Annotated in this window: 12 protein-coding genes and 1 other RNA gene; 3 read left to right on the top strand and 10 right to left on the bottom strand. The window is 68.2% G+C overall.

The annotated features are described in order from the left end of the window. Positions 1-7: 7 nt before the first annotated feature. The 3 genes from AC07OC_RS25255 to AC07OC_RS25245 all read right to left on the bottom strand — a co-directional run bounded on the left by AC07OC_RS25255 (position 8) and on the right by AC07OC_RS25245 (position 3,169). Entirely contained in the window at positions 8-1,249 is a 1,242-nt protein-coding gene (locus AC07OC_RS25255) for an RtcB family protein (protein WP_494602507.1), read from the bottom strand. 8 nt (positions 1,250-1,257) lie between these two features. Next, positions 1,258-1,941: a hypothetical protein gene (locus AC07OC_RS25250; RefSeq protein ID WP_370627812.1), complete on the bottom strand. Its 684-nt coding sequence runs from the start codon at positions 1,939-1,941 to the stop codon at positions 1,258-1,260. 82 nt (positions 1,942-2,023) lie between these two features. Further along, positions 2,024-3,169: a slipin family protein gene (locus AC07OC_RS25245; RefSeq protein ID WP_218340453.1), complete on the bottom strand. Its 1,146-nt coding sequence runs from the start codon at positions 3,167-3,169 to the stop codon at positions 2,024-2,026. 784 nt (positions 3,170-3,953) lie between these two features. Between AC07OC_RS25245 and rtcR the strand changes: the two genes are divergently transcribed. Continuing rightward, a complete protein-coding gene (rtcR, locus tag AC07OC_RS25240; protein ID WP_218340452.1) occupies positions 3,954-5,588 on the top strand; it encodes an RNA repair transcriptional activator RtcR in 1,635 nt (544 codons plus the stop codon). A gap of 45 nt (positions 5,589-5,633) precedes the next feature. Next, an RNA gene (rnpB, locus tag AC07OC_RS25235) (RNase P RNA component class A) lies at positions 5,634-6,073 on the top strand. Positions 6,074-6,150: 77 nt separating this feature from the next. Here the strand turns inward: rnpB and AC07OC_RS25230 are convergent. The 6 genes from AC07OC_RS25230 to AC07OC_RS25205 all read right to left on the bottom strand — a co-directional run bounded on the left by AC07OC_RS25230 (position 6,151) and on the right by AC07OC_RS25205 (position 13,762). Continuing rightward, positions 6,151-7,380: a M48 family metallopeptidase gene (locus AC07OC_RS25230; RefSeq protein ID WP_218340451.1), complete on the bottom strand. Its 1,230-nt coding sequence runs from the start codon at positions 7,378-7,380 to the stop codon at positions 6,151-6,153. A gap of 123 nt (positions 7,381-7,503) precedes the next feature. Next, positions 7,504-8,772 carry a YjgN family protein gene (locus tag AC07OC_RS25225; protein WP_370627811.1) on the bottom strand — a complete coding sequence of 423 codons (1,269 nt, stop codon included), beginning with the start codon at positions 8,770-8,772 and terminating at the stop codon, positions 7,504-7,506. 255 nt (positions 8,773-9,027) lie between these two features. Further along, a complete protein-coding gene (locus AC07OC_RS25220) occupies positions 9,028-9,813 on the bottom strand; it encodes an rRNA pseudouridine synthase (RefSeq protein WP_218340450.1) in 786 nt (261 codons plus the stop codon). Between the two features lie 158 nt (positions 9,814-9,971). Beyond that, positions 9,972-11,633 carry an MBL fold metallo-hydrolase gene (locus tag AC07OC_RS25215; protein ID WP_218340449.1) on the bottom strand — a complete coding sequence of 554 codons (1,662 nt, stop codon included), beginning with the start codon at positions 11,631-11,633 and terminating at the stop codon, positions 9,972-9,974. A gap of 47 nt (positions 11,634-11,680) precedes the next feature. Beyond that, complete coding sequence (gene dkgB, locus AC07OC_RS25210) at positions 11,681-12,496, bottom strand: 2,5-didehydrogluconate reductase DkgB (protein WP_218293276.1); 816 nt, start codon at positions 12,494-12,496, stop codon at positions 11,681-11,683. Positions 12,497-12,559: 63 nt separating this feature from the next. Beyond that, the gene (locus AC07OC_RS25205) at positions 12,560-13,762 is read right to left on the bottom strand and encodes an MFS transporter (RefSeq protein ID WP_218293277.1); all 1,203 of its coding nucleotides are present in this window, start codon (positions 13,760-13,762) and stop codon (positions 12,560-12,562) included. A gap of 105 nt (positions 13,763-13,867) precedes the next feature. Here AC07OC_RS25205 and AC07OC_RS25200 point away from each other — a divergent pair, with 105 nt between their 5' ends. Next, positions 13,868-14,752, top strand: a complete 885-nt coding sequence (locus AC07OC_RS25200; protein WP_218293278.1) for a LysR family transcriptional regulator — start codon at positions 13,868-13,870, stop codon at positions 14,750-14,752. A gap of 32 nt (positions 14,753-14,784) precedes the next feature. Here AC07OC_RS25200 and AC07OC_RS25195 read toward each other — a convergent pair whose 3' ends face one another. Beyond that, positions 14,785-15,489, bottom strand: coding sequence for a glutathione S-transferase N-terminal domain-containing protein (locus AC07OC_RS25195; protein ID WP_218340448.1), 705 nt, complete (start codon positions 15,487-15,489; stop codon positions 14,785-14,787). Between the last annotated feature and the right edge of the window lie 82 nt (positions 15,490-15,571).

Genomic DNA, 15,571 nt, shown 5'->3' with positions numbered 1-15,571 from the left:
GGGGGGGCTACCCCTTCACGCACACCACCTGCTTGAGCGTGTACACCACCTCCACCAGGTCCTGCTGCGCCGCCATCACCGCGTCGATATCCTTGTAGGCCATCGGGATCTCGTCGATCACGTCGGCATCCTTGCGGCATTCCACGCCCTGGGTCGCGGCGATCTGGTCGGCCACGGTGTACATCTTCCTGGCCTTGGTGCGGCTCATGGTGCGGCCCGCGCCGTGGCTGCAGCTGTTGAAGCTCTCGGGGTGGCCTTTTCCGCGCACGATGAAGCTCTTGGCCCCCATGCTCCCCGGGATGATCCCCAGCTTGCCTCGCTCGGCACTCACTGCGCCCTTGCGGGTCACGAACACGTCCTGCCCGAAGTGCGTTTCGCGCTGCACGTAGTTGTGGTGGCAGTTCACGGCTTCCACGTGCGTCTCGAACGGCTTGGTGATCACCTGTCGCAGCGCGGCGATCACGCGGCCCATCATCACTTCGCGGTTGGCGGCGGCGAACTTCTGGGCCCACCCCACGGCCTTCACGTAGTCGCCGAAGTACCGCGCGCCTTCCTCGAAGTACGCCAGGTCTTTATCGGGCAGGTTGCGCTGGTTCATCTCGGCGTCCTTCTTGGCCAGCTCGATGAAGTGGGTGCCGATGGCGTTCCCCACCCCGCGCGAGCCCGAGTGCAGCATCACCCACACGGACTGGTGTTCGTCCAGGCAGATCTCGATGAAGTGGTTGCCCGTTCCCAGCGTTCCCAGGTGCTTGTAGTTGTTGGTCTTCTCGATGCGCGGGTGCGCCTCGCAGATTTCCTTGAACTCGTCCACCAGCGCCGACCATGCGCGGTCGGTCTCGGCAGGCGGGGTGTCCCAGCTTCCTTTATCGCGGCCGAAGTGCTTGGGCGTCATTCCCACCGGCACGGCGCGTTCGATGGCGGCACGTACGCCGGACAGGTTATCGGGTAGGTCGCTCGCGATCAGCGTGGTCTTGCACGCCATCATTCCGCACCCCAGGTCCACCCCCACCGCGGCAGGGATGATGGCCTTGAGCGTGGGCACCACCGAGCCGATGGTGGCACCGATTCCCAGGTGCACGTCGGGCATCACCGCCACGTGCTTGAACACGATGGGCAGGCGCGCGATGTTGCGCAGCTGGTTCCGGGCTTCTTCTTCCACGGGCACACCGTTCGTCCACATCTTCACGGGCACGCCGTTCGGCACTTCGTATTGTTCGTCGTTGTTGTTGGTCATATTGTTCTTTCGCATTTTGTTGTTCATTGCACCATTCCGCGCGCTGCGGCCTGGGCGTAGTTCTTCAGTTCGTCGTCGTTCTTCACCTGGCGGATGAAGGCGTCCATGTGCGCCTGCAGTTCCTTGGGCCGCTTCAGGCGCACGCCCTCGTGGCCGATCCCGTGCAATGCGGACTCCTGTGCGGCCCTGAACGGCATCGCCAGCATCTCGCAGAACACCTGCCACATCGCGTCGCGCCATTCAGGGATGTCCTTGGCGTTCCAGAACGTGGGCCACACGTCAAACCACATGTAGCTCACGAAGTAGAGGCGGTCGCTTCGGCTCCCGATGGGGCTCGGCCCGGTGTCCAGGCGCGGGCCGAGGCAGTCGCGCCACAAGGTGGGCAGGGCCCGCATCATGCGCATCGCGTCGACCAAGGGCACCGAGGGGTCGTTCGCCATGTGCGGGATGTCGCCCGCGTTGTTGCTCATCACATGGTTCAGGCCCATACCCACGTGCTCGTCGCTGTAGGGCGCCAGGTCGGTGCCCGCATTGGCGAACAGCACGGTCTGGATGTGTGTCCATTGCAGCGGCGTGGCGTCGAACTCCGGCTCGTCGATCAGCCAGTACCACTCCTGCCCGCTCTTGTCGGGCACGGGGCGGTCGAAAAGGTAGCGCAATGCCGCGCTGTAGACCGCTGGATCCAGGTTGATCGACTCGCAACTCACGGGCGTCTCCTTACGGTTCGCGCGCCTTTCACGTGCGGTCAGTTTCTTTGCTTTCATCTCGATTTCTCTTTCTTCATGAGAATCAACGCATCTTCACGAGGCCATTCAGCACCTGGTCCAGGCCGCCAAACACCGAGATCTTGTCGATCCGCTCGGCCACCCGCTCCAGCGTCTCCAGCTCCTTCATGCGCAGGGCGACGGGGTTGTCCTCCATCACCTTGGCGGTGTTGAGCAGCGACCGCGTGGCAGCGGTTTCCTCGCGGCGGCGGATCACGTTGGCCTGGGCCTGCTTTTCCGCCTGCACCACTTGGGTCAGGATGGCTTTCATCTCGCCGGGCAGCACGATGTCCTTCACGCCCACGCTCTCCAGTTGCATGCCGTAGGGCTGCAGCTTGGTGGCCAGGTGCGCGGTCACCACCTCGTCGATCACCGTCTTGTTCTCCAGCAGCTCGTCGAGCGTGCGGGTGCCCACGGCGGCGCGCAGCGCAAACTGCAGCTCGCGGTACAGGTAGTCGGCAGGCTTTTGCAGCTGGGCAAAGGCTTGCAGCACATCCGTGATGCGGTAGGTGGCCGACAGGTTCAGGCGCAGGCCCACCTTGTCGCGGGTCATGATGTCCTGGCCCGAGACCTCCACGGCCTGCAGGCGCAAATCCACCAGTTCCACGGCGATGGTGCGGCCATACTTCCAGAACGCGTAGGCACCGGCGGTCAGCAGGCGCTCGACCTTGCCGTCCAGCGTCAGCAGCGCGCACTGGCCCTCGGGCACCTGCACCTGCAGCACGCCGTTCAGTCCGGTCACTGCGCGCTGGCGCAGTGGGGTCTGCGTCAGGCGGGCGACCAGGTCGGCGGGCAGCTCGGCACCGTTGTGCAGGTTCACCACCTGCACGGCCACGTCCACCAGGCCCTTCCAGTACAGGCGGCGCGTGCCGGGCGGCAGGATTTCGACCAGCACGCCGTTCTCGCTGCGCAGGCCCACTTCGCGCTCCGACAGGTTCACCTGCACGAAGTGGGCGGCGACCACGGCGGGCTCCTGGGCCATCAGGTAGTCGGCCAGGCCGTGCGTGAACGCGGGTTGCTCCAGGGCGAAGGTTTCCACGCGCAGCGTGTCCAGGCCGGCAAACAGCCAGTGCGTACCGCTCTGCAGCACGCGATCGAAATCGCCGTTGCGCAGCAGCAGGGCGCGTTCGTTCTTCTTGACGGTGATGCGTTGGATCTTGTTGTTCAGCATTTTTTTTCTCCTTGTGGCGGTCCGCGTCGCGGAGTCCTCGTTCGTTCGTCTTCTCTTCTTCTTCGTCGTCGTTGTCATGTAGGCTGCCGCACAGCGCAGGCAACACGACCCCAATCCCAAAAGGGCGCCGTTACAGCGGCGGCGGGGCTCCAGGCAGTGCAGCCGCGGGCCTTGCAGTGCGCCGTGGTTGCTGCCCTGCAAGCAGGGCGGCAGCGTGGCTGGCTGCGGGCGCGGGCTGCACCGGGGTCTGGTGCAAACCGCCGCCGGCTGACGGAGTGCCTGCGGGGCTGCCGTGCAGCAGCCTTTGCCTGCGCCCCGCGTCCGGCGGGTGGTCTTTCGACCGTTTCTTCAAAGCTCCGGCCTTGCGGCCGGAAGAATGGACAGGAGTCGAACCTGTGACAGACCCTTGCGGGTTGCTCTACCTCTGAGCTACCAGTGGTGGCACGCCTGGAGTCGAACCAGACACGTCCTTTCGGAGTGGTCACCACGACCGTGCCGTGACCAGACGCTGGCGAAGTGCGGCATGCAGAGGGTCGACGAGGGCCTTGAGGGCCCCTGGAACCTCGGCACCGGCAGGGCGAACTTGTGTCCTAACCCTGGCCTGTGAGCGGTCTGCGTTTGCGGCTGGTACTTATCTATTGCCAGATGCGTGCCAGTTAGCGCAATTACTGAATGAAAATTTCAAGTGATTGATTTGTATAGACTTTTTGGAATTTCAGAAATTCGTCGTCTCTACGGATGCTTTCAAAAGATAGAATAAAAGCTAGTTAACTAGCTGAGAACAATGCGCAAAGAAAAAGTGGTCATCGGCTTCCTGGGCACTCAGCTGGACGCAGGCAAGGGGGCAGGCCGCTGGGAGAAGTGGCGCCCCACGGTGTCGCTGGCCCAGCACGAGGATGTGGTCGTCAAGCGGATGGAGCTGCTCTACACCCCTCCTCACCATGAACTGGCCCACCAGGTGCGCACGGACATCCACACTGCGTCGCCTGAGACCACCGTCCACCTCGTCAAGCTGGACATCGCCGACCCGTGGGACTTCGGCGAGGTCTACGCCACGCTGTTCGACTGGACGCAGGGCTACCGCTTCGACACCGAGCGCGAGGAGTACTGGACGCACATCACCACCGGCACGCACGTGGCGCAGATCTGCCTGTTCCTGCTGGTGGAGTCGCGCCGCATCCCCGGTGTGCTGGCGCAGACATCACCGCCAAAGCGCCAGCAGATGGGCGACCCGGGCAGCTACGCGCTGATCGACCTGGACCTGTCGCGCTACGACGTGATCGCGCAGCGCTTCGGCGCCGAGCAGCGCGATGCGCTCGACTTCCTCAAGAGCGGCATCGCCACGCGCAATGCGCGCTTCAACGCATTGATCGAAGAGGTCGAGCGCGTGGCGGTGCGGTCGCGTGCGCCCATCCTGTTCACTGGCCCCACGGGCGCGGGCAAGTCGCACTTGGCGCGGCGCATGTTCGAGCTCAAGAAGGCGCGCCACCAGGTCGAGGGCGACTTCGTCGAGGTCAACTGCGCCACGCTGCACGGCGACGGCGCGGCCTCCACGCTGTTCGGCCACAAGAAGGGCGCCTTCACCGGCGCAGCGGCCGACCGCGCGGGCCTGCTGCGCACTGCGCACAAGGGCGTGCTGTTCCTCGACGAGATCGGCGAGCTGGGGCTGGACGAGCAGGCCATGCTGCTCAAGGCCGTGGAGGAAAAGCGCTTCTACCCCATGGGCAGCGACCGCGAGGTGAGCAGCGACTTCGAGCTGATCGCGGGCACCAACCGCGACCTGCGCACCGAAGTGGCGGCCGGGCGCTTTCGCGAAGACCTGTACGCACGCATCAACCTCTGGAGCTACCAGCTGCCCGGCCTGGCCCAGCGGCCCGAGGACATCGAGCCCAACCTGGACCACCTGCTCGCGCGCACCGGGGCCGAGCTGGGCCGCATGGTGCGCCTGTCGGCCGAGGCGCGCGCGGCCTACCTGCGCTACGCCCAGTCACCCGACGCGCTGTGGAGCGGCAACTTCCGCGACCTGTCGGCCAGCGCCACGCGCCTGGCCACGCTGGCCGACAGCGGCCGCATTGGCCTGCCCCTGGTCGAGGCCGAGATCGCCCGCCTGCGCTGGCTGTGGCAGGCCGCCCGGGATGCGCGCGACGGCATGGCCCAGGCAGGCGCTGGCACCGTCGGCCGCGACGACTTGGTGGAACTGCTGGGCGAGGAGGCGGTGGCTGCGCTGGACCTGTTCGACCAGCTGCAACTGGCCGCAGTGCTGCAGGTGTGCCGGCAGTCGCGCACCCTGTCGGACGCGGGCCGGCAACTCTTCAACGCGTCGCGCACGCAGCGCACCGTGGTCAACGATGCGGACCGGCTGCGCAAGTTTCTGGCGCGGTTCGGGCTGGATTGGGAGCGTGTCAGCCGCATTGGGTAAAGGCTGCACGTTGCGCCACACGGGAGGTGGGATAATCCAGCCCGTGAAGCACGCCAGACCGCCGCTGGTGCAATCTGGGAAACCAGGCACTGGAGGAACGTCCGGACTGCACAGGACAGCGTAGCAGCTAACGGCTGCCCACCGTGAGGTGAGGATCAGAGCAACAGAGACGAGTCCGGGTGGAAACTACCTGCCACGGAGTGTTCTGTGAGGCGCCAGCGCAAGCTGGCGAGAGGACAGCGAGAGCTGTCCGAACCCGGCGAAAGCCGGGTCCGAACAGCCACCCCGAGCTGGCAAGCCCGCTCGGGGTGAAACGGGCAATCTCTACGCGCAGCAATACCAAGTAGGCCAGCGTTGATGTGGTTCCGCAGAGCTGGCGGGTAGGTAGCACCGAGCCGTGGTGGCGACACCCGGCCCAGATTAATGGCGGTCACACTGCGGGCAACCGTGGTGCACAGAATCCGGCTTATCGGCGTGCTTCACACTTTATTTCCCCCAGCCTCAGCCTGGTGTAGGCGCTGATGTGCCGGTCGTGCCCGGCGCGGAGCACGCCATGGCTCGCTCAGCCTTTCGCGCAGTGGGGCGCATGCCCCTTCTCCAGCTCCGTGGCCCGCTCCACGGTGTCGGGGTGGCTGCTGAGCAGCGACCAGACCGGGTGCGACGCCATGTCTTCCGCCATCTTGCGCTTGCGCGAGCGCTCCGGGCTGCTGGCGCCGGGTTCGGCCGCTGTGGCCGCCTGGTCCTGGCCTGCTTTCTCCTTCTTCTTGTTGTCTTCTTCCTCTTCTGCTTCATCCTTCGCGATGGCCAGCAGCAGCTGGCCCATGGGCGCCGTGGGCAGGGCTGCCTGGCCCATCACCGCGATGGCGTAGCAGTCGGCTTCGCGCTCATGGTTGCGGCTGTAGGCCAGCCCCGTGAGCACCGAGGCACCGGTGGAGACAATGCCGGACACATCGCCCAGCGCCAGCCCCAGGCCCATGCTGAGCACGCCCTGCTGCACCACCATGCGCGTGGTGTGCCGCTGCACCACATGGCCGATTTCGTGCGCCAGCACGCCCACCAGCGCGTTGTCGTCCAGTCCCTTGTCGGCGGCCGCCTTCACGATGCCGTCGGTCATCACCACCTTGCCGCCCGGCAGCGCAAAGGCGTTGGCGCCCATGCCCGAGCGGAATTCCAGGCTCAGGGGAGGCTGGTAGCCGGGGTAGCGCCGCAGGCCGGGGGGTGTGTGCTGCACCAGGGCGTCAAAGCGCGCCTTGAGCTGCTCCTGCCGCTCCCTGGGGAGCTTGCTGGGCTTGAGCGTGCCGCTGTCCATCTGGCGCAGCACGTTCTCGGCCACGCTGGTTTCCCAGGACAGGGGCACAAAGCGCGTGAGCTGCGTGGCGGCCCAGGGGGTGCCGTAGCGGTAGAACAGCGTGAGGCCGATGGCCGCCACCGCCACCACGCCCAGCAGCACGGGCCAGCGGGTCTGCATGCGCTGGGCCAGGCCCGGGCGTTCGCCAGCGGCGGCCAGGGCGGCGCGCCAGTCGTTCACGGCATCGATCTCCAGGCTGCCGTGGTCCCGCAGGTCCACGACCACGCGGGGCTGGGGCTTGCGCTCGTTCCAGGCCTCCGGCCAGCCCACATCCTTGCAGGCGAACACGGCCGGCGCGGCGCCTGGCTGCGAGAGCGGGTGCAGCACCAGCGACGGGCCCCGCGGCGTGGGGCGCAGGCCCACCATCACGGGGCGGGCTCTGCTGCTCTGGCCGTCGAACCAGCGGCCAGGCACGAGGGATGCAGCGTGAAGGGGGTCGTTCATGTCAGTCATCCATCACGTTGTAGGTGGCCCGGGGCCGGTGAAACTGGCGGCGGCACGGGCGAGCGGCCGCCCTGGCCGGACGCACCGGGGCGCGAAGCGCCTCAGGGGGATGCCCTCTACCCGCTATCCAATCAGGTCCAGGCCCGCCGCATCGGCCAGCGCATCGCCCAGGCCGCCTTGCTGCTGGCGCACCATGGCGCCCGCCACCTGTTCCACGCCGCCCTTGACATGCAGGGTGACGGAGTCGCATTTCATGCGGTATTCGCTCACCCGCGCAAACGGACGGTACAGCCCCAGCGTGAGCAGGGTGAGCAGCATGTTCTTGATGCGCAGCCACACGTAGCGCCCGCTCTTCAGGTGACACTTGAACCGTGCCACGTGGCTCACGCCGGTGTTGTTCCACATCAGCTGGAACATGCGCGCCTCGCGGTACGCGCGGGCGGGGGCCGAGGCCAGGATCAGCATGAAGATGCCCGCCACGATGGACACGATGATCACCACGAACAGCCACAGGCCCATGCGGTCGCTCTGGCTGGCCACCAGCGCGATGGAGCTGCCCGCCAGGATGCCGATCAGCGCCGAGATGCCGACCACGCACAGGATGAACACGGCCACCGTGGCCAGCCACACCTTCACGAAATCCATGTACACCGGCTTCCAGCGGCCTTTTTCTGCGCCCACCTGGGCCTTGAGCACCAGCAGGCTCTTGTAGTTGTATTCGAGGCGGATGAAGCACAGCACCGTCAGCACCAGGCCCAGCAGCAGCAGGCCGCCCATGGCGGGGGTGAAGGCGGGCAGGGACCGCTTGGTGGTTTCTTCCTCGGCGGCCTGGAGCGCCTCGGCCAGTCCGGGCGACAGCACCTGCATGCCGAAGAACACGCCGAACCACACCAGCGCCAGCGCGAACATGGGCCAGCTGGCGATGTAGACCTCTTTCCAGCTGGCGGTGAACTGCAGGCGCAGGCCGCGCCAGCGCGTGGCCCCGAGCCGAAAGCGCATGGCGCTGCCCCAGATCAGGGGCGAGAGCACGGCGCCGGTCAGCAGGAACACGCCCACGGCCGCGTCCTGTCCGGTATTGGCGGCGATGTTGTAGGCCAGCGTGAGCAGCACCAGCAGCACGAAGCCCATCACCATCTTGCGCTGCTGCGCGGTGAATTCGAGGGGGCTGCCCGCCACCAGCGTGTGGCTGTAGAAATACTGCGCGGTGCGGCGCCGGGCCCAGGGGGTGTAGATGCCCAGCGTGACGATGGACAGCAGCACGTTGACGATCCACACCCGGAAATACTCGCCGCCGCTGCCGGTGAATTCGAGCGGGTGCGCGTCGATGTTCTGCGGCATGAACGTGGACATCGGCCCGGCGGCGCCGTCTCTGTCTGATGGAACTTGGCTCATGGACTCCCTCCTGTTTGTGGCGCAGTGTAGCAGCGGTCTGTGGAAAAAATCTCGAGCCAGATGGGCCTCTGGCGCCTTTCCATCAAGCGCTGATAGCTATGTTTTTGGTAGCAATCGTTCTGGCGGTGGTTCGGCCCGCCCCGCCCGCCGCCGGCAACTGGCACACCTCTGCCAGCGCACCCGTGGAACTGGCTTTGCCAGGCCACCGGGTGCGTCCCCCTTAGGGGGATGGCGCCAAAGGCGACTCAGGGGGAGTCAGAACTTCTCCCAGGGCTGCAGATAGCGCCACTGCCCCTCGGGCACCTTGGCCAGCGGCACGCGGCCGATGCGGATGCGCTTCAAGGCGACCACGGCCAGGCCCACGGCGTCGCACATGGCCGGGATCTGGCCGGGGCGGATGCCCTTGAGCGCAAAGCGCAGTTTCGTCTCGCTTTGCCAGCTCACCTTGATGGGCGGCAGCGGGCGGCCGTTGAACGACAGGCCGTGGCACAGGCGCTGCAGCCCGTTCGGTGCGATATCGCCCTTCACCTCGACGATGCATTCCTGCTCCAGCGACTCGATGTCTTCCGCCAGCTTGCGCGCGATGCGCTTGTCCTGGGTGTAGACCACCAGGCCGCTGGCCTCGGTGGGCAGCGGCGTGAAGCATTCGAGCTGCCTGAAATGGCGCAGCAGCACGCGGATGCCCGAGGCGTCCTCGGCCAGGTGGGATGCAGCGCCCAGCAGCGTGCTGGCGGCCGTGGCGCCCTGGCTGCGGCTGGCGTGCGCCGCTGGCCCGGCGGGCAGGCCCAGGCCCGCTTCAAACCCCACCGGCTTGTGCAGCAGCAAGGTCACCGGGGTCAGCTCCAGCAGGCTGGCGTCCTTGGCCACCGCCACGGCCTGGTCGGGGCGCACGCGCGCGCCCGGGGCTTCCACCACCTGGCCGTCCACGCTCACAAAGCCGCCTTCGATGAATTGCTCGGCCGTGCTGCGCGAGCAGTTCAGTTGCTCGGCCACGCGTTTGGCCAGGCGGATGTGGGTGGGGTCAGCGTTTTTGTCATTCATGGGTGGGGGCGGCTTTCTTTGTTGGATGGATTGTGTGGGCACGCCTCTTGTTGTTCGTGGCGCGTGCAGCGGGCGCTCTCTCCGCCAGGGACGCCAAGCGAGGGCCGCCCCGCAGCGAGGGCGTCGTCCCCCGGATGGGGGAAGGCGCCGCAGGCGACTCAGGGGGCGAGCATTCTTATTCGCTCTACATGCGCCAGCAGCGAGCGCTGGGCCACGGGCCACATGCGCGGGGGCACGTCGTCATACGCATGCTGCACCCAGTCGTCCACGCTGCCCTGGGGCAGCGCCTGCATGGCGGCCAGCACCTTGGCCTCGCGCGCCAGACGGTGGGCCTTGAGCCTGGCGATCGCGCCGCGCGCGTCGCCCAGCACATAGCCGTGCGCGGGCAGGATGAACTCCACGCCATGTGCGGCGCAGACCGCATCGAGCTTGTCCAGAGAGTCGAGGTAGTCGGCCATGTTGCCGTCGGGTGGGTCCACCACGGTGGTGCTGCCGTTGAGGATGTGGTCGCCGCTGAACAGCAGGGCGTCTTCCACGAGCAGCAGGCACAGGTGGTTGGCCGCGTGGCCCGGGGTGTGGATCACCTGCAGGGTGTGGGTGATTTTGCCCTCTGGCGCTTGTCCTTCCAGCGTGAGCAGCTCATTGTTTTGTAGCAAGCGGTCGGGCGTGAATGCGCTGGCAGCGCGCGCCGTGGGGGCCGATGGCAGGCCCAGGATGGGGGGGGCGCTGCGCCCGGCCCGGGTGCACATCGCCTGCAGCGGCGCGGCGCCGGGCGAGTGGTCGGGGTGCGAGTGGGTGCACACGATCGTGCGGATGTCGCCGCCGGCGGCGCGCCAAAGCCTGTCCAGGTGCTCCGCGTCGGCCGGGCCCGGGTCGATGGCGATGTAGCCGGTGGCCGGGTCGCCCACCAGGTAGCTGTTGGTGCCGGGTCCGGTCATCACGCCGGGGTTGGGCGCGGTCAGGCGCTGCACGTTGCGCAGCAGCGGCACGGGCCGGTCGGTCTGCCAGTCGAGCGCGTGCACGATCTGGCCGTCGGGGCACACCAGGGCCAGCTCGCCAAAGGGGGCGTCGCCTTCCATGTAGCGCGCCTCCTGGCCCGCCAGCGTGCCGGCGCGCGGGCAGCTCACCCACAGCGGCTTTTCATCGGCCAGGGCGTCAAGAACCGCCTGCGCGCTGGTGAACAGGGCGAGCCGCTGCAGCGTGCGGATGGTGGGAAAGATCATGAAGAACTGCCCCGCCGCGTGCCGCGCCAGCGCATCGGCCGGGCGCACCCACACGGGCTCGAACTGCTCGGTTTCGTCGGCCACGGGCTCCTGGCCCTCGGGCATGCGGGCCACGAGGAACGGCACGTCGAAACGGCGCGGCAGGTCGCGGTCGGCCGTCCAGTGGGCCAGCAGGTACACGCTGTCGGCCGCCAGGCGCAGGCCGCGCGCGCCGCACTGGGCGGCCAGCGGCTGTTGGCGGTCGATGGCGGCGATGTCCCGTGCGTCGGCCATGCGCCCATCGGCATGGCGGGCCAGCAGGATGCCCAGCTCCTCGAAGCTTTCGCGGATCGCGGCGATGGCCTGCGTGAGGTGCTGGTCGCTCTGCGTGGGGCGGCGGTCGGCGGCGGCGTGCACCTGCGCGTCCAGCGCGTCGATGCCCCCGCCCGGGAACACGTAGGCCCCGGGCGCGAAGCTGGCCGTGGCCGAGCGCCGGGTCATGAGGACTTCCAGTCCGCCCGGTTCGCCCTGCGCATCGCGCAGCAGCAGCACGGTGGCGGCCGGGCGGGTGGCAACAGGTTCGCGGTGGGGGTGCAGTTGTTGGGTGGTGCGGGGCATCGGGCCATTATCGAGGCGCGCGGCGCGCCCCGCACGGGCGGGGCGGTTCAGTCCCAGGCGGGCGCCAGGCCTTCGGGGTTCACCAGCCGTTCGCCGCGGTCCAGCGCGGCGATGCGTGCCATGTCCTCGCCGGTCAGCCGCAGCGGCCGGGCTTTCAGGTTGCTCGCCAGGTTGTCGCGCCGGGTGGACGAGGGAATCACGGCATACCCCAGCTGCATGGCCCAGGCCAGCGCCACCTGCGCGGTGGTGGCGCCGTGGGCCCGCGCGATGTCCGCCAGCACCGGGTCGCCCAGCACCTTCCCGTAGGCCAGCGTCATGTACGAGGTGGTGTGGATGCCCTGGCTGCGCGCGAAGTCCGCCACGGCGCGGTTCTGCAGGTAGGGGTGCAGCTCGATCTGGTGCGTGGCGATGCGGTCGGCGCCGACGGCCGCGATGGCTTCGCGCAGCAGGGCGGTATTGAAGTTCGACACGCCGATCAGGCGCGTGAGGCCCCGGGCCTGGGCCTCGGCCAGCGCGCCCATGAACTCGGCCACGGGCACGGCGCCGCCGGGCGAGGGCCAGTGGATCAGCGTGAGGTCCACCTGGTCGGTGCGCAGCCTGGCCAGGCTGTCCTTCAGGCTCTGGACGAGCCGGTCGCCCGCCAGGTGCTCGGTCCAGACCTTCGTGGTGATGAAGAGCTCGCCGCGCGGCACGCCGCTGTCCGCGATGGCCTGGCCGACCTCGGCCTCGTTGCCATAGATCTGCGCCGTGTCGATGGCGCGATAGCCCAGGTCGAGCGCGTTGCGCACCGAGTCGATGACGACCTGGCCCTGGAGGCGGAAGGTGCCCAGGCCGAAGGCGGGAAGGGAAGGGGAAGAAGTCATGGCGATTCCTGAAACGAAGCAAAAAAGGGGTGGGACAGAAAGAGTTGAGGGGGCGTGGGCTGCTCAGTGCCCCACGGGCACCGGCCCGCTGCCGCGCACCGGGATGCCGCTGCGCCGGTCCAGCACGCCGCTGTAGTGCGTGAGCGCCAGGGACACCAGCACCACCAGGGCGCCGATCCAGGGCGTGTGCATCAGGCCCAGGTGCGTCACGATCAGGCCCCCGGCCCAGGCGGCGCCGGCGATGCCCAGGTTGAACGCCGCGATGTTCAGGCCCGAGGCCACGTCCACCGCCTGGGGCGTGAAACGCTCGGCCTGCTTGACCACATACACCTGCAGCCCGGGCACGTTGCCGAACGCCACGGCGCCCCACAGCAGCACGGTGGCCAGGGCCAGCCAGGGGTGGGGCGCGGTGAACTGCAGCAGCAGCAGCACGGCGGCCAGCAGCGCGAAGATGATGCGCAGCGCGGGGATGGGCCCCAGCCGGTCGGCCAGGCGGCCCCCCCAGATGTTGCCCACCGCCACCGAGACGCCGTACACCAGCATCACCCAGCCCACGGCACCGGCGCTGAAGCCCGCGATGTCGGTGAGGATGGGGGCGAGGAAGGTGAACGGGATGAACGTGCCGCCGTAGCCGATGGCCGTCTTGGCGTACACCAGCAGCAGGCGCGGCTCGGCCAGCACCCTGGCCTGCTGCACCAGCGAGGCGGGCGGGGTGTGGGCGATGTTGCGCGGCACGAAGATCGCGCTGCCGATGAAGGCCACCACGCCCAGTGCCGACACGGCCAGGAAGGTCTCGCGCCAGCCGAAATGCTGGCCGATGAAGGTGCCCAGCGGCACGCCCGTGACCAGCGCCACGGTGAGGCCGGTGAACATGATGGCGATCGCACTGGCGGCTTTCTCGCGCGGCACCAGGCCGGTGGCGATGGTCGAGCCGATCGAGAAGAACACGCCGTGCGCCAGCCCGGTGAGGATGCGCGCGGCCACCAGCGTTTCGTAGCTGGGCGCCTGCCAGGCCAGCAGGTTGCCGGCGGTGAACAGCGCCATCAGCGACAGCAGCAGCGCCTTGCGGGGCACGCGGCCGGTGAGGGCTGTGAGCACGGGCGCGCCCACGGCGACGCCCAGGGCGTACAGGCTGACCAGCAGGCCCGCCGAGGGGATGCTGATGGACAGGTCGGCCGCCACGGTGGGCAGCAGGCCAACGATCACGAACTCGGTCGTGCCGATGGCGAAAGCGCTGAGCGTCAGCGCGAGCAAGGCAATGGGCATGGAAACACTCCTGTGGACATGGGAAGGAGTGTGGGCGCTTCAGTCTTGCAGAAAAATACCGTTACGCTCCATAGATACTTGATCCGAAGTCAACAATGGAGGCCCATGAAAACCACGCTCGAAGAACTGCAGGCCTTTGTGGCCGTGGTGGACGGCGGCTCCATCACGGCGGCGGCCGACCAGCTGGGGCAGACCGTCTCGGGCATCAGCCGGGCGCTGGCGCGGCTGGAGAAGAAGCTCGATACCACGCTGCTGCGCCGCACCACGCGCCGCGCCGCGCTGACCGAGGAGGGGCAGGCCTTCCTGCTGCGCACGCGCGCCATCCTGGCGTCCATCGACGATGCCGAGGAGCACATGGCCGCGCGCCGCCAGCAGCCCGCGGGCCGCCTGCGCGTGAACGCGGCCACGCCCTTCATGCTGCACGCCGTGGTGCCGCTGGTGCCGGCGTTCCGCGCGGCCTACCCGCAGATCACGCTGGAGCTGGACACGGACGAGCTGAACATCGACCTGCTCGAGCGCCGCACCGACGTGGCCATCCGCATAGGCCACCTGCGCGACTCGACCCTGCACGCGCGCCCGCTGTGCACCAGCCGCATCCGCGTGCTGGCCAGCCCGGCCTACCTGGCCGCCCGGGGGCGGCCGCGGGCGGTGGAAGACCTGGCGCGGCACACCCTGCTGGGCTTCACGCAGCCGGAATCGCTCAACCGCTGGCCCCTGCGCGGCGCGCATGGCGACGAGTGGCCCACCGTGCCGGAGATCGCCGCGTCCAGCGGCGAGACGCTGCGCCAGCTCGCGCTGCAGGGCGCGGGCATCGTGTGCCTGTCGGATTTCATGACCGCCGCCGACCGCGCGCGCGGCGATCTGGTGCAGGTGCTGGCCAGGGACACGGCGGACGTGCGCCAGCCCGTGAGCGCCGTGTACTACCGCAACACGCAGCTGGCCGCGCGCATCGCGTGTTTCCTGGATTTTCTGCAGGAGCGCATGGGCTGACCGGTGCCACGGCCCCTGCAGCCAGGGCCTGCTCAGCCGCGCGCCGGGATGCTCAGCCCCCTGGCCACGGCCGGGCGCGCCACGAAGGCTTCCAGCACGCGCTTTATTTCCTTGAACTGACCGAACTCCACCAGATCGCCCGCGCCGTAGAAGCCCACGAGGTTGCGCACCCAGGGCAGGATGGCGATGTCGGCGATGGTGTACTGCTCGCCCATCACCCACTGGCGGCCCTTCAGGCGCTCGTCCAGCACCTTGAGCAGGCGCCTGGACTCCGCCACATAGCGGTCGCGCGGGCGCTTGTCCTCGTAGTCCTTGCCCGCGAACTTGTGGAAGAAACCGAGCTGGCCGAACATCGGGCCCACGCCGCCCATCTGCCACATCACCCACTGCAGGGCCTCGTAACGCCCGGCCGTGTCCTGCGGGATCAGCTGGCCGGTCTTGCTCGCCAGGTACACCAGGATGGCGCCGGATTCGAACAGCGCCAGGGGCTTTCCGTCGGGCCCGTTCGGGTCCAGGATGGCCGGGATCTTGTTGTTGGGATTGAGCGACAGGAACTCGGGCGAGGTCTGGTCGCTGGTCTCGAAGCTCACCAGGTGCGGTTCGTAGGGCAGGCCCAGCTCTTCCAGCGCGATCGACACCTTCACGCCGTTGGGCGTGGGCAGCGAGTACAGCTGGATGCGCTCCGGGTGCCGGGCGGGCCATTTGCGGGTAATGGGAAAACTGGCGAGATCGGGCATGCGGGTCCTCGTTGGCGAATGGGGGGGTTGGGGAGGCGGCGGCCGGCGCGCGGGCGGGCCGCCACACGGCACAGCCTAAACC

Source organism: Acidovorax sp. GW821-FHT10E04, from assembly GCF_059415185.1.
Note: the sequence above shows the minus strand (reverse complement) of the source record. Positions and strands in the feature narration are given on the sequence as shown.